This window comes from Streptomyces sp. NPDC093085 (assembly GCF_040683935.1).
Classification (GTDB): domain Bacteria; phylum Actinomycetota; class Actinomycetes; order Streptomycetales; family Streptomycetaceae; genus Streptomyces.
Map to the genome: position 1 here is coordinate 121,151 of NZ_JBFBFB010000016.1, position 13,811 is coordinate 134,961.

Below are 13,811 nucleotides of genomic sequence, written 5' to 3' on the forward strand. Positions count from 1 at the left end.
TGTCGTGGCCGGTCGGCCGGGGACGATGAGGTGGGGTAACCATGAACGCGCCGTACGACGGTGACCGTGGGCCGGGCACGGGCGGCGATCCGGCAGGCCAGGTCCCGCCGACTCCGCCACCCGCCCAGGACCCGTATGTCCAGGACGCCTACGCACAGGACCCCTACCGGGGCCAGGACCTCTCCGCGCAGGACCCGGTGGGGGAGGCCCTGTACGACCGTGCCGCGCATCCGCCGCCGCCCCCCGGCACCTACCCGGACGCCCAGGACCTCTACCGGTCGCCGCGCCCCCAGCGCCCCGCCCCCGACCCGCGGGTCTGGGCCGGCACCCCGCCGCCCGAGCCCTCCGGCCCCTCCCGGATGCTCTCGTACGGGGACGACGCGCGGACCACCGAGTTCACCGGCGTCGACGACCTGGTCACCCGGGCCGGCGACGAGGACCGAGCCCCGGACGCCTTCGCCCACCTCTACAAGGACCAGCAGGCCTCGGCGCAGGCCGTGGCCGCCCCGGAGCCCGAGGCGGCCCCCGCCCCGCCGCCCCCCAAGAAGTCCGGCGGCAAGGCGGCCGGACTGCTCAAGTCCAGCGCGCTGATGGCCGCGGGCACCCTGGTCTCCCGGCTCACCGGCTTCGTACGGAGCCTGGTGATCACCGCCGCGCTCGGCGCCGCGATCCTCGGTGACTCGTACACCGTCGCCTACACCCTTCCGACGATGATCTACATCCTCACCGTCGGCGGCGGCCTGAACTCCGTCTTCGTACCGCAGCTCGTGCGGGCGATGAAGAACGACGACGACGGGGGCATCGCCTACGCCAACCGGCTGCTGACCCTCGTCATGGTGGCGCTCGGCACGATCGTGGCGCTCGCCGTCTTCGCGGCTCCCTGGCTGGTCCAGGCGATGTCGGACCCGATCGCCAGCGACCCGGCCGCCAACAACGTGGCCGTCACCTTCGCCCGGTACTGCCTGCCCACGATCTTCTTCATGGGCGTGCACGTGGTCATGGGCCAGATCCTCAACGCGCGCGGCAAGTTCGGCGCGATGATGTGGACCCCGGTCCTCAACAACATCGTCATGATCACCACGTTCGGGCTCTTCATCTGGGTGTACGGCACCGCCGCCGACTCCGGGATGACCGTCACGAACATCCCGCCGGAGGGCGTGCGGCTGCTGGGCATCGGGACGCTCCTCGGACTCATCGTCCAGGCGCTCGCGATGATCCCGTACCTCCGCGAGACCGGCTTCTCGTTCCGTCCCCGGTTCGACTGGAAGGGCCACGGCCTCGGCAAGACGGTCAAGCTCGCCAAGTGGACCGTCCTGTTCGTCCTCGCCAACCAGGCCGGTGTCCTGGTCGTCACCCAGCTCGCCACCGCCGCGGGCAAGGCCTCCGGCACGGACGGCGCGGGCATCCTCGCCTACACCAACGCCCAGCTCATCTGGGGCATGCCGCAGGCCATCATCACCGTCTCCGTGATGGCCGCCCTGCTGCCGCGGATCTCCCGCGCCGCCAGCGACGGCGACCCCGGCGCGGTCCGCGACGACATCTCCCAGGGGCTGCGCAACTCGGCGGTCGCGATCGTCCCGATCTCCTTCGGGTTCCTCGCCCTCGGTGTCCCGCTCGCCATCCTCATGTTCTCCTCCAGCGGTGTGCAGTCCGCCCGCTCCATGGGCTTCATCCTGATGGCGTTCGCCCTCGGCCTCATCCCGTACTCCGTGCAGTACGTCGTCCTGCGCGGCTTCTACGCGTACGAGGACACCAGGACGCCCTTCTACAACACGGTCATCGTCGCCGCGGTGAACGCGGCGGCCTCCGCCGTCGCCTATGTCGTCCTGCCCGCGCGCTGGGCCGTGGTCGGCATGGCGGGCGCCTACGGGCTGGCCTACGCCGTCGGTGTCGGGGTGGCCTGGCGCCGGCTGAAGAAGCGGCTCGGCGGCGACCTGGACGGCGGACGGGTGCTGCGGACCTACGCCCGGCTCTGCCTGGCGTCCGTCCCCGGCGCCCTCGCGGCCGGCGCGGTCTCCTACTTCGTCCTGGAGAACCTGGGCAGCACGGCCCTCGCCTCGGTCCTCGCCCTGGTCGCCGGCGGCGTCGTCCTGCTGGGGCTCTTCTTCGTCGCGGCGAAGAAGATGCGCATCGAGGAGATGAACGCCATGGTCGGGATGGTCAGGGGCCGCCTCGGACGGTGAGATGGCCCGGCCGGGCACAACCATCACGGGCCGCCGCGTGTCGTGCATAGCGTCCGGCTGTGGGCACAATTGGCTTGGCTGTTGGACAGGGCGCAATGGATGGGGAGGCAGGAGCGACGGTGGCGGAACGTAGCACGGCTGCCGTCGACGTGGCCGACAGCGGCGGCGAGAAGCCGTCGGCCGCCAAGGCGGACAAGGCCACGACCGACGGGTCGGCGAAAGCCCAGGACACGGCGGAGCACTCCGCCCGGACCACGGGCAGTGAGCGGCGGGACGACGAGCCGGGCACCCCGGAGCCGGTCCACAGCGGCCACAGACTCGCCAGACGCTACCGCCTGGAGGAGTGCGTCACCCGTCTGGACGGCTTCAGCAGCTGGCGTGCGGTCGACGAGAAACTGCGCCGTGCCGTCGGGGTCCATCTGCTCCCCGCCGACCACCCCCGTGCCCGCTCCGTGCTCGCCGCGGCCCGCTCGGCGGCCCTCCTCGGCGACCCCCGCTTCGTCCAGGTCCTCGACGCCGTCGAGGAGGACAGCCTCGTCTACGTCGTCCACGAGTGGCTGCCGGATGCCGTGGAGCTCACCACGCTCCTCGCCTCGGGCCCGCTGGAGGCCCACGACGCGTACCAGCTCGTCAGCCAGGTCTCCCAGGCCATGGCCGCCGCGCACCGCGAGGGCCTGGCCCATCTGCGGCTGACGCCCGGCGCCGTGCTGCGGACCTCCACCGGCCAGTACCGGATCCGCGGCCTCGCCGTGAACGCCGCGCTGCGCGGCATCCGCGCGGAGCGCCCGCAGCGCACCGACACCGAGGCGATCGGCGCGCTCCTGTACGCCGCCCTCACCCAGCGCTGGCCGTACGACACCGACGCCCACGGGCTCTCCGGCCTCCCCAAGGGGGTCGGGCTGATCGCCCCCGACCAGGTGCGCGCGGGCGTCCACCGGGGGCTCTCGGAACTCGCGATGCGCGCCCTGATCAACGACGGTGCCACCGCCTCCCGGCAGGAGCCGCCCTGCACCACCCCGGACGAGCTGGCGGCGGCGGTCGCGGAGATGCCCCGTATCCGGCCGCCGGAGCCCGTCTTCGCGGCCCCGCCGGAGTACCAGCGAACCACCTACCAGCAGGGCAGCTACGGACGGACCCCGCCGGGCGGGCCGACCTCCCCGGTGCCGGTGATACCGCCGCCGCCCCCGTTGCAGAGCCGCACCGGCAAGCTCCTCAAGTGGACCGTCGCCGCGCTGCTGATCGCCGCGCTGGGCCTGGGGAGCTGGCAGGTCGCCGACCGGCTGCTGGAGGGGGACCGGACCCCGGAACCCACCCCGAGCCAGATCACCACCGGCGAGGACGACAAGTCCGCGAAGCCCGCCACGCCGCTCAAGATCAGCGGTGCGAAGGAGTTCATGCCCGAGGGCTCCGCGATCAAGCCGGAGCAGGCGGCGAACACCGTCGACGGCGACAACGGGACGGCCTGGGTCACCAAGCAGTACTGGAACTACCCCAATTTCGGTAATCTCCTCAAGCAGGGCAGCGGAATCGTCGTCGACCTCGGCAGTGTCCAGGACGTGTCGGGCGTCAACGTCCAGATGTACCGGTCGGGACAGCGGGCCGAGGTGCTGGCCGCCGACCCGGACACCTCGGATCCGACCTCCCTCGGGGACTTCTCCCAGCGGCTCACCAAGCTGGAGACGGTGGGTTCCACCCTCAAGACCACCCTCGACAAGCCCCTGCGGACCCGGTACGTATTGATCCACATCACCGAGCTGCCGCCGGACGGATCCTCGAACCGCTTCCGCGGGGGCATCTCGGAGATCCAGATCACGGGCTGACCGGAGACAGGGGAGGGGGCCCACCGGTGGACGACATCTCCCTGGGCGAATCGAGCGACCAGGACCTGCTGAGCGCTCATGTCGCGGGCCATCCCCGGGCCTTCGGTGAGCTCGTACGGCGCCACCGTGACCGGCTCTGGGCAGTCGCCCTGCGGACGCTCGGGGACCGGGAGGAGGCCGCCGACGCGGTCCAGGACGCCCTGGTCTCGGCCTTCCGGGCCGCCCACACCTTCCGGGGCCACTCCGCGGTCACCACCTGGCTCCACCGCATCACCGTCAACGCCTGCCTCGACCGGGCCCGCAAGGCGGCCTCCCGCAAGACCTCCCCCATGGACGACACGGAGCGGCTGGAGCAGCTCCTCGAACCCCATGAGTCGGCCGAGGCACCCGCCGAGCGGCAGGACCTCCACCGGGAGCTGCTGGCGGCGCTGGCCACCCTCCCGGTCGACCAGCGGGCCGCGCTGATCCTCGTCGACATGCAGGGCTACCCCGTGGCGGAGGCCGCCGCCGTCCTCGGTGTGCCGGTCGGCACGGTGAAGAGCCGCTGTGCCCGTGGCCGGGCCAGACTTCTCCCCCTGCTCACGCATCTACGCGGGAACACCAGGGATAACAGCGGTTCCGACCGGGGAAGGAACCGGACGCCGCGGGGATCCGTCCCACCGGCATCGGCACCAAAGGACGCGGGATCGAGCGATCCCGCCGGAGTGAAGGGCGGAGGTGGGCGCGCGTGACCTCGACGACCGACACCGCTCAGCACCCGGACGTCTCGGAGATCGCCGACCTCGCCGAGGGGGTGCTGTCACCGGAGCGCACCGCCGATCTGCGGAAGCACCTCGACGGCTGCGTGCTCTGCGCCGATGTCCACGACTCCCTGGAGGAGATCAGGGGCCTGCTGGGCACCCTTCCGGGGCCGCCGAGGATGCCCGCCGATGTCGCGGGCCGTATCGACGCCGCTCTCGCCGCGGAGGCACTCCTCGACGCGACCACACCCGAGGGGGCCGCCGAGGCGGAGACGCCATCGGCCACAGCCGATGTTTCACGTGAAACAGTGCCCGCGACCACACCGTCCCCCCGGGCCGACGCACCCGATGACGTGACGGACACCGTACGTGCCGATCGCCCCTCCGTGGACCGTCCCGGCACGGAGCGGCCCGCCGATCGCCCCGCAGGGCGGCCGAAGGCGGGCAGCACCGGACCCGGGCGCGGCGGACGGCCGCGTCCGCGGCGACGGCGCGCAGCCGTGCTGAGCGCCGTGCTCGGTACCGCCCTCGTGGGGCTCGGCGTCCTGCTGGTCCCGTCGTTCTCCGCCTCCGACACCGGCGATGTCACGGGCCAGGCCGCTCCGGTCACCGGCCACGCCTCGGAGGAGAGCCGGCAGTTCTCCGGCACGCCGCTCCAGAAGCGGGTGGACACCCTTCTCGCCGCAGGTGGCGGTGGCGCCACAGCGGGCGAGACCAAGGCGGGCCGGCCGCGCGCCCTGGAGAGCGAGCAGAACACCACCTCGAACTCCCCCCTGTTCCAGTCCGCGCCCTCCGTGCCGCCCTGTATCGAGCGGGGCATCGGCAGCGAGCTGTCGGCGCTCGCGGTGGAGCAGGGCACCTACCAGGACACCGCCGCGTATCTCGTCGTGGTGCCGGTCTCCGGCGACAGCACCCGGGTCCAGGCCTATGTGGTCGACGCGTCCTGTGTGACGGACGCCCCCTCGGCCGCCGGCACCGTTCTGCTGACGCACTCCTACCCGCGCCGCTGACGCCCCCCGGGTGGAGCGTCGGGCGACTCGGGAATGCGGGACCCGTAGGATCCGTTGGGTGGGGTGAAAGCGTTGATCCGGCCCCGTAGTGCAGTCGCAGAGACAAGGAAAAAACCCGTGAGCGACGTCCGCAATGTGATCATCATCGGTTCCGGACCCGCCGGCTACACGGCCGCGCTGTACACCGCGCGCGCATCGCTGAAGCCGCTGGTCTTCGAGGGCGCCGTCACCGCAGGCGGCGCGCTGATGAACACGACCGATGTGGAGAACTTCCCGGGCTTCCGCGACGGCATCATGGGCCCGGATCTGATGGACAACATGCGCGCCCAGGCCGAGCGCTTCGGTGCCGAGCTGGTCCCGGACGATGTCGTCTCGGTCGACCTCACGGGCGAGATCAAGACGGTCACCGACACCGTGGGCACCGTGCACCGGGCGAAGGCCGTGATCGTCACGACCGGCTCCCAGCACCGCAAGCTCGGCCTGCCCAACGAGGACGCCCTCTCCGGGCGCGGTGTCTCCTGGTGCGCCACGTGCGACGGCTTCTTCTTCAAGGACCAGGACATCGCCGTGATCGGTGGCGGTGACACCGCGATGGAGGAGGCCACCTTCCTCTCCCGGTTCGCCAAGTCCGTCACGATCGTCCACCGCCGGGACACCCTGCGCGCCTCCAAGGCGATGCAGGAGCGCGCCTTCGCCGACCCGAAGATCTCGTTCGCCTGGGACAGCGAGGTCGCCGAGATCCACGGCGACCAGAAGCTCTCCGGACTGACCCTGCGGAACACGAAGACCGGCGAGACCTCGCCGCTCGCGGTGACCGGCCTCTTCATCGCGGTGGGCCACGACCCGCGCACCGAACTCTTCAAGGGCCAGCTCGACCTGGACGCCGAGGGTTATCTGACCGTCGACGCCCCGTCGACGCGGACCAACGTCACCGGTGTCTTCGGCGCCGGTGACGTCGTGGACCACACCTACCGGCAGGCGATCACCGCCGCCGGCACCGGCTGCTCCGCCGCCCTCGACGCCGAGCGCTTCCTCGCCGCGCTGAGCGACAGCGAGAAGGCCGCATCCGAGCAGCCCCAGACCGTCTGACCCCTTTCCCCCGCACACCCCTCAACCCCGTAAGGAGGCCGCCGTGGCCGGCGACCTGAAGCACGTGACCGACAGCTCCTTCGACGAGGACGTCCTCAAGAGCGACAAGCCCGTCCTGGTGGACTTCTGGGCCGCCTGGTGCGGACCGTGCCGCCAGATCGCCCCGTCGCTGGAGGCCATCGCCGCCGAGCACGGCGACAAGATCGAGATCGTCAAGCTGAACATCGACGAGAACCCGGGCACCGCCGCCAAGTACGGCGTCATGTCCATCCCGACCCTCAACGTCTACCAGGGCGGCGAGGTCGTGAAGACCATCGTCGGCGCCAAGCCGAAGGCCGCGCTCCTCCGCGACCTCGACGACTACATCGCCTGACGGAGCGACGGGCGTCGGCAGACGCTCGATGTTTCACGTGAAACGGGTCCGTCCCCCAGGTGGGGGACGGACCCGTTCTCCGTTTCCGCCGGCGCGTCGACCGCCTCAGAGCGGCCGCAGCGCCGGTTCCTTCTTCACCGCTCCCAGCAGCCGGTCGAGCGCCATCTCCACGTCCTCCTTCCAGGAGAGCGTGGTCCGCAGCTCCAGCCGCAGCCGGGGGTAGCGGGTATGCGGGCGGACCGTCTTGAACCCCACTGCGGTGAGATGGTCGGCGGGCAGAACACAGGACGGTTCCTTCCAGCCGCTGTCCCCGAACGCCTCGATGGCCCTGACATCCCGCCGCAGCAGATCCTTGGCCACCGTCTGCACCATCACCCGGCCCAGCCCCTGCCCCTGATAGCCGGGCATGATCCAGGCGGTCATCAGCTGTACGGCGTCCGGGGAGACCGGGCTGGTCGGGAAGGCCAGGGAGCGCGGGACATAGGCGGGCGGCGCGTAGAGGACGAAGCCGACCGGCAGATCGTCGATGACGACGATACGGCCGCAGGATCCCCACTCCAGCAGTACGGCGGAGATCCATGCCTCCTTCTCCGCCTCCGCACGCCCCGCCGCCACCGCGGCCTCACCGCTGACCGGATCCAGCTCCCAGAAGACGCAGGTACGGCAGCGCTGGGGGAGGTACGCCAGGTTGTCCAGCGTGACCGGTACGAGCCGACGCCCCATGGAGGCCGTTCCTCACTTCTCTCCCCTGCCGCACCGTGGGCGGCCTCAGCCCTCCTCGGTCTCCCCGCCCTCCTCGGCCGTCCCCTGCTCCAGGACGCGGCCCTCGCCGGGGGCGAGGGTTCCGAGGATCCGGTCCAGATCGTCTATCGAGGCGAACTCGACCACGATCTTCCCCTTCTTCTGCCCCAGGTCGACCTTCACCCGGGTCTCGAAGCGGTCGGAGAGCCGCGAGGCCAGATCGCTCAGCGCCGGCGAGAGCCGGGCACCGGCCCGCGGGCCCTTCGGCTTGGGGGCACTCTGCGGGTGCGTCCCCATCAGGTTCACGATCTCCTCGATCGCCCGTACGGAGAGCCCCTCGGCCACAATGCGGTGCGCCAGCCGGTCCTGCTCCTCGGAGTCGTCCACCGAGATCAGTGCCCTGGCATGACCGGCGGAGAGCACCCCGGCCGCGACCCTGCGCTGTACCGGAGGGGAGAGCCGCAGCAGCCGGAGCGTGTTGGAGACCTGCGGGCGCGACCGTCCGATCCGGTCGGCGAGCTGGTCGTGCGTGCAGTTGAAGTCCTTCAGCAACTGGTCGTACGCCGCGGCCTCTTCCAGCGGGTTGAGCTGGGCCCGGTGCAGGTTCTCCAGCAGCGCGTCCAGGAGCAGCTTCTCGTCGTCCGTGGCCCGCACGATCGCCGGGATGGTCTCCAGGCCGGCCTCGCGGCAGGCCCGCCAGCGCCGCTCGCCCATGATCAGCTCAAAGCGCTCCGCGCCCACCTGCCGTACGACGACCGGCTGGAGGAGCCCGACTTCCTTGATGGAGGTGACCAGCTCGGCGAGCGCGTCCTCGTCGAAGACCTCACGGGGCTGGCGCGGATTCGGCGTGATCGCGTCGATCGGCACCTCGGCGAAGTAGGCCCCGGCCACCACCGGTTCGGGCGCCGGTGCCGGTGGGGCCGTCCGCTCCGGTACGACGGGCTCCGTCTCCGGGGAGACGGTCGCGGTCGGCAGCGAGGTCACCTTCGCGGCGGCCACCCCCCGGTCCGCAGTCAGTACCGGCGCGGCTCCCGGAGCGGCCGTGGCCACCCCGGAGGCGGGCGCCGGCTGCTCCTGGGGAGCGGCCGGGATCAGTGCACCGAGCCCACGCCCCAGTCCCCTACGTCGCTCGCTCACTGGATCCCCTCCGACATGCTCTGCTGGCTGTTCTGGATGGCCACATGGGCCTGCTGGGCGTCATAGTGGACCCCCACCCCCCGCAGGGCGATCTCGCGGGCGGCTTCGAGGTACGAGAGGGAACCACTGGAACCCGGATCATAGGTCAGCACCGTCTGTCCGTAGCTCGGAGCCTCCGAGATCCGGACGGAGCGCGGAATGCTCGTCCGCAGCACCTCGTTGCCGAAGTGACTCCGGACCTCGTCCGCCACCTGCGAGGCGAGCCGGGTCCGCCCGTCGTACATGGTGAGCAGAATCGTCGACACATGGAGCGTGGGGTTGAGATGCCCCCGCACCAGATCGACGTTCCGCAGCAACTGGCCCAGCCCTTCCAGCGCGTAGTACTCGCACTGGATGGGGATCAGGACCTCTGCCCCCGCGACCATCGCATTGACGGTCAGCAGGCCGAGCGAGGGCGGGCAGTCGATGAGGATGTAGTCCAGCGGCTGCTCGTACGCCTCGATCGCCCGTTGCAGTCGGCTCTCCCGTGCCACCAGCGACACCAACTCGATCTCCGCACCGGCGAGATCGATGGTGGCCGGGGCACAGAAGAGACCTTCGACGTCCGGGACCGGCTGGACCACATCGGAGAGCGGCTTGCTCTCCACGAGGACGTCATAGATCGAAGGAACTTCGGCGTGGTGGTCGATCCCCAGCGCCGTGGAGGCGTTGCCCTGCGGATCGAGGTCGACCACCAGGACGCGCGCGCCATGGAGCGCGAGCGATGCGGCGAGGTTGACCGTGGTGGTGGTCTTGCCTACGCCGCCCTTCTGATTGGCGACAACGATGACGCGGGTCTGCTCGGGGCGTGGCAGGCCCTCGCCGGCCCGTCCCAGTGCCTCCACCGCCAGTTGGGCAGCGCGGCCAATGGGGGTGTCGTCCATCGGGGGCGGTGTTTCACGTGAAACATCCTCCCCCAGCGACTCGGTGCGGGGACCGGGGACCGGATCGGCCATCGGTCCCGCGATGTTGGCGTCGGACCGCAAGGATTCACTCTCCTCGACTTCAGACTCGCAATGGACAGAGCCTGCCATGCTTTCGGGGTCATGAACCAGCGAGGCCCGTGGATCTGTGGATGAATCCGCGTCTGTGGACAACCCCGCCCCCCGAACGAGGGGTTTACGGCCGCGCGGTGTGGCGGCCGCGCGGCCTCGGGTGATGATGCCCTGAAGCAGTGAGCGACGTTTCACGTGAAACACGATGCACGCGCCGCAGGGCTAGGCCATCACGACACTCCGCACGGCTCGGGTACGGCAGCTTGTATGGACCATCACCGGCTGATGGCCAGAGAGGACTGTACGGCCTCAGCGCCGGCGCCGTGCACGGCCGGCCCGTGCGGCCTTGGCCCGCTTCGTCGCGAACCTCACACCGCCGGGGGACTCCCCGACCTCCACCCGCACCACCCGGGCGAGCGGGTCGACGACGCCCTCCCCGACCTGGAGCACCGAGGTGTCCACCACGCCGAGCTTGCTCAGCGCCGCGCGGGCCCCCTTGATCTCCTCCTCGGCCGTGTCGCCCTTCAGGGCCAGCATCTCCCCGTACGGACGGAGCAGCGGCACCCCCCACCCCGCCAGCCGGTCCAGCGGCGCCACCGCACGTGCCGTCACCACATGGACCGGCTGCAACGTGCCGAGGACCTCCTCGGCCCGGCCGCGTACCACCGTCACATGGTCCAGCCCCAGCAGCTCGACCACTTCCTGGAGGAAGTTCGTCCGCCGGAGCAGCGGCTCCAGCAGCGTGATCTTCAGGTCCTGCCGCACCAGGGCGAGCGGGATCCCGGGAAGCCCCGCGCCGGAGCCGACATCGCAGACCGTCACCCCGTCGGGGACGACCTCGGAGAGCACCGCGCAGTTCAGCAGGTGGCGCTCCCAGAGGCGCGGCACCTCCCGGGGGCCGATCAGACCGCGCCGTACCCCCGCGTCCGCCAGCAGCTCCGCGTAGCGGACAGCCTCCGGAAAGAACTCACCGAACACCGTGCGTGCCTCGTCCGGTGCGGGGGGAAGCTCTGCTGCCTCCGTCACGGGAACCGTCCTTCCATACCGAACCACCCACCGGTGGCTGAACTATCAGGCTGACAAAGATCGGCCCCGCCTGCGCGACAGACGGGGCCGAGAAAACGTTGAACCGCTCAGGCAGGGAGCACCACGACGAAGCGCTCGGGCTCCTCGCCCTCGGACTCGCTGCGCAGACCCGCCGCGGCGACCGCGTCGTGCACGACCTTCCGCTCGAAGGGCGTCATCGGGGAGAGCTTCACCGGCTCACCGGTGGACTTCACCTCGTCCGCCGCCTTGGCGCCCAGCTCGGCCAGCTCGGTGCGCTTCTTCGCCCGGAACCCCGCGATGTCCAGCATCAGCCGGCTGCGGTCCCCGGTCTCACGGTGGACCGCGAGACGCGTCAGCTCCTGAAGCGCCTCCAGGACCTCACCGTCCCGCCCGACCAGTTTCTGGAGATCCCCGCCGGCCGTGTCGCTGATGATCGAGACGGCGGCCCGGTCTGCCTCGACGTCCATGTCGATATCGCCGTCGAGATCGGCGATATCGAGCAGGCCCTCAAGGTAGTCGGCCGCGATCTCCCCCTCCTGCTCCAGGCGGGTCAGGGTGTCGCCCCCCTCGGGGGCGGCAGAGACGGTGCCTTCCGTCACGGTGAGACTCCTTCTTACTTCTTGGACGGGTGCTTGGGCCGCTGCTGGCCCTTGCGCTGACCCGACTTGGCCTTCTGACGTGTGGCACCCCCGGCGGGCTTGGCCGCCGGCTGGGACGGAGAGTCCTGCGGCTCCTCCTGCTTCCGCAGCGAGGGCTTCGCCTCCGTGCTGCCCGCCCCGCCCTGCTCGGAACCACCGGACGACGCCCGGTCCGTACCGCTCTGCGAGCCGGCGGACTGGCGCTGCGCCTTGGTCTGCCGCTTGGGCTGCTGGCGCTTGGCCGACGCGCTCGCCTCCGCCTCGGCGGCGGCGGTGTCGCTCTTGATCACCGTGCCGTCGGGCTGGGCGGCCAGACCGGCCTTGCCCAGGCTCACGATGAACTTGCGCTCGTTGTCGTTACGGTCCGGCCCCTTGGCCACGATCGCCTGGACGACGGAGCGCTTGCGGCGCGAGCGCACCTCGCCCCGGGTGGTGATGGCCTTCAGCAGACGCTGAAGGTACTGGTCCTGCGCCTTGCTGCCCGGGGTCGGGTTCTGGTTGATCACGTACATCTGCTGGCCCATGGTCCACACGTTGGTGGTCAGCCAGTAGACGAGGACACCGACGGGGAAGTTCACACCGGTGACCGCGAAGATCACGGGGAAGATGTACATCAGCATCTTCTGCTGCTGCATGTACGGCGTCTTGACCGTCAGGTCGACGTTCTTCGTCATGAGCTGGCGCTGCGTGTAGAACTGCGACGCCGACATCAGAATGATCATGATGGCGGTGACGATCCGCACATCGGTCAGCGACGCGTTGAGCGAGGCGACCTTCTCACTGCTGTCCAGGAACTTCGCGGCCAGCGGGGCGCCGAAGATATGCGCCTGACGGGCGCTGTCCAGCAGCCGCTGGTCGATCACGCCGATGGTCTTGCCGCTCGCGATGCTGGAGAGCACGTGGTACAGCGCGAAGAAGAACGGCGACTGCGCGAGGATCGGCAGGCACGAGGAGAGCGGGTTGGTACCCGTCTCCTTGTACAGCTTCATCATCTCCTCGGACTGACGCTGCTTGTCGTTCTTGTAGCGCTCCTGGATCGCCTTCATCTTCGGCTGGAGCACCTGCATGTTCCGCGTCGACTTGATCTGCTTCACGAAGAGCGGGATCAGGCAGATACGGATCAGTACCACCAGGGACACGATGGACAGTCCCCAGGCCCAGCCCGTGTCCGGGCCGAAGATCATCCCGTACAGCGAGTGGAACTGGACGATGACCCAGGAAACTGGGGTGGTGATGAAACTGAACAGACTGGCAATCGTGTCCACTAATCAGGCTCCTTGAGCTTTGGGCGAGGTCTCTGCGGCCGGACTGGGGGTGTCGGGGGCCGATCCCCCGGAAGGCACGCCAGCGGCGGGCCGCCCGCCCTTACCGCCGCGCCACGCGTTGCGCAGCAGTTCATGCCACCGAGGCCGTTTACGCGGCGGGACATGGTCCACGCCCCCCGGCGACCACGGATTGCACCGCAGAATGCGCCAGGCGGTCAGGGCCGTGCCCTTCACCGCGCCATGACGGTCGATGGCCGTATATCCGTAGTGCGAACACGACGGGTAGTACCGGCAGACAGGCCCGAGAAGCGGGCTGATCGTCCACTGGTACAGCTTGATCAGAGCCAGCAGCGGGTACTTCATCGCGCGCCCCCTCCCAGCAGCCGCCGGAGAGCGGCGTCCAGGTCCCGGGCCAGTAGTGCATGATCGGCGTCGCCCGATCCGGGCAGCGCCCGTACGACCACCAGGCTACCGGGGGGCAGCTCGAACAAGCGGTCGCGTATGAGATGGCGCAGACGCCGCTTCACACGGTTGCGGACGACCGCGCCACCCACCGCTTTGCTTACGACGAAACCCGCACGCGGCGGGGGAGCGTTCTCCCCGGACGCGTGCGGGTCCGTAGCACCGCTGTTCAGATGGACGACGAGAAGCGGGCGCCCGGCCCTGCGTCCCCGCCGTACCGCGGTCGCGAAGTCCTCGCGCCGCCTCAGCCGATTCTCGGTAGGCAGCACGTC

The 13,811-nt window shown here is 70.3% G+C and carries 14 protein-coding genes; 6 read left to right on the forward strand and 8 right to left on the reverse strand.

Annotation, left to right across the window (positions count from 1 at the left end; genetic code table 11):
• Window positions 1–41: 41 nt before the first annotated feature.
• The 6 genes from murJ to trxA all read left to right on the forward strand — a co-directional run bounded on the left by murJ (window position 42) and on the right by trxA (window position 7,215).
• The gene (murJ, locus tag AB0O07_RS31715) at window positions 42–2,183 is read left to right on the forward strand and encodes a murein biosynthesis integral membrane protein MurJ (protein WP_365639852.1); all 2,142 of its coding nucleotides are present in this window, start codon (window positions 42–44) and stop codon (window positions 2,181–2,183) included.
• Window positions 2,184–2,302: 119 nt separating this feature from the next.
• A complete protein-coding gene (locus AB0O07_RS31720) occupies window positions 2,303–4,003 on the forward strand; it encodes a protein kinase family protein (RefSeq protein ID WP_365639853.1) in 1,701 nt (566 codons plus the stop codon).
• Between the two features lie 26 nt (window positions 4,004–4,029).
• Window positions 4,030–4,734: an RNA polymerase sigma factor SigM gene (gene sigM / locus AB0O07_RS31725; protein WP_365639856.1), complete on the forward strand. Its 705-nt coding sequence runs from the start codon at window positions 4,030–4,032 to the stop codon at window positions 4,732–4,734.
• The gene (locus AB0O07_RS31730) at window positions 4,731–5,753 is read left to right on the forward strand and encodes a hypothetical protein (RefSeq protein WP_365639858.1); all 1,023 of its coding nucleotides are present in this window, start codon (window positions 4,731–4,733) and stop codon (window positions 5,751–5,753) included. Before sigM ends, AB0O07_RS31730 begins: the two co-directional genes overlap by 4 nt.
• Window positions 5,754–5,870: 117 nt before the next feature.
• Complete coding sequence (gene trxB / locus AB0O07_RS31735; RefSeq protein ID WP_365639860.1) at window positions 5,871–6,842, forward strand: thioredoxin-disulfide reductase; 972 nt, start codon at window positions 5,871–5,873, stop codon at window positions 6,840–6,842.
• A gap of 43 nt (window positions 6,843–6,885) precedes the next feature.
• Window positions 6,886–7,215: a thioredoxin gene (gene trxA, locus AB0O07_RS31740; protein ID WP_365639862.1), complete on the forward strand. Its 330-nt coding sequence runs from the start codon at window positions 6,886–6,888 to the stop codon at window positions 7,213–7,215.
• Window positions 7,216–7,320: 105 nt separating this feature from the next.
• Here trxA and AB0O07_RS31745 read toward each other — a convergent pair whose 3' ends face one another.
• The 8 genes from AB0O07_RS31745 to rnpA form a co-directional block, all read right to left on the reverse strand.
• Entirely contained in the window at window positions 7,321–7,938 is a 618-nt protein-coding gene (locus tag AB0O07_RS31745; RefSeq protein ID WP_365639865.1) for a GNAT family N-acetyltransferase, read from the reverse strand.
• Window positions 7,939–7,983: 45 nt separating this feature from the next.
• On the reverse strand, window positions 7,984–9,093 hold the full coding sequence (locus AB0O07_RS31750; protein ID WP_365639868.1) for a ParB/RepB/Spo0J family partition protein: 1,110 nt from the start codon (window positions 9,091–9,093) through the stop codon (window positions 7,984–7,986).
• A complete protein-coding gene (locus tag AB0O07_RS31755; RefSeq protein ID WP_365639870.1) occupies window positions 9,090–10,166 on the reverse strand; it encodes an AAA family ATPase in 1,077 nt (358 codons plus the stop codon). The genes AB0O07_RS31750 and AB0O07_RS31755 overlap by 4 nt, the downstream gene beginning before the upstream one ends.
• Before the next feature lie 270 nt (window positions 10,167–10,436).
• On the reverse strand, window positions 10,437–11,153 hold the full coding sequence (rsmG, locus tag AB0O07_RS31760) for a 16S rRNA (guanine(527)-N(7))-methyltransferase RsmG (protein WP_365639873.1): 717 nt from the start codon (window positions 11,151–11,153) through the stop codon (window positions 10,437–10,439).
• A gap of 107 nt (window positions 11,154–11,260) precedes the next feature.
• Window positions 11,261–11,773: a R3H domain-containing nucleic acid-binding protein gene (locus AB0O07_RS31765; protein ID WP_365639875.1), complete on the reverse strand. Its 513-nt coding sequence runs from the start codon at window positions 11,771–11,773 to the stop codon at window positions 11,261–11,263.
• Between the two features lie 14 nt (window positions 11,774–11,787).
• Window positions 11,788–13,077, reverse strand: coding sequence for a membrane protein insertase YidC (gene yidC / locus AB0O07_RS31770; RefSeq protein WP_365639878.1), 1,290 nt, complete (start codon window positions 13,075–13,077; stop codon window positions 11,788–11,790).
• A 3-nt stretch (window positions 13,078–13,080) separates the two neighbouring features.
• Entirely contained in the window at window positions 13,081–13,440 is a 360-nt protein-coding gene (gene yidD / locus AB0O07_RS31775; RefSeq protein ID WP_329822809.1) for a membrane protein insertion efficiency factor YidD, read from the reverse strand.
• A complete protein-coding gene (gene rnpA, locus AB0O07_RS31780) occupies window positions 13,437–13,808 on the reverse strand; it encodes a ribonuclease P protein component (protein WP_365639880.1) in 372 nt (123 codons plus the stop codon). The genes yidD and rnpA overlap by 4 nt, the downstream gene beginning before the upstream one ends.
• Between the last annotated feature and the right edge of the window lie 3 nt (window positions 13,809–13,811).

Bases quoted from the DNA above. Each gene is read 5' to 3' on its own strand.
- yidD (WP_329822809.1), bottom strand. From the start codon at position 13,440: ATGAAGTACCCGCTGCTGGCTCTGATCAAGCTGTACCAGTGGACGATC.
- murJ (WP_365639852.1), top strand. From the start codon at position 42: ATGAACGCGCCGTACGACGGTGACCGTGGGCCGGGCACGGGCGGCGAT.
- AB0O07_RS31755 (WP_365639870.1), bottom strand. From the start codon at position 10,166: ATGGCAGGCTCTGTCCATTGCGAGTCTGAAGTCGAGGAGAGTGAATCC.
- AB0O07_RS31745 (WP_365639865.1), bottom strand. From the start codon at position 7,938: ATGGGGCGTCGGCTCGTACCGGTCACGCTGGACAACCTGGCGTACCTC.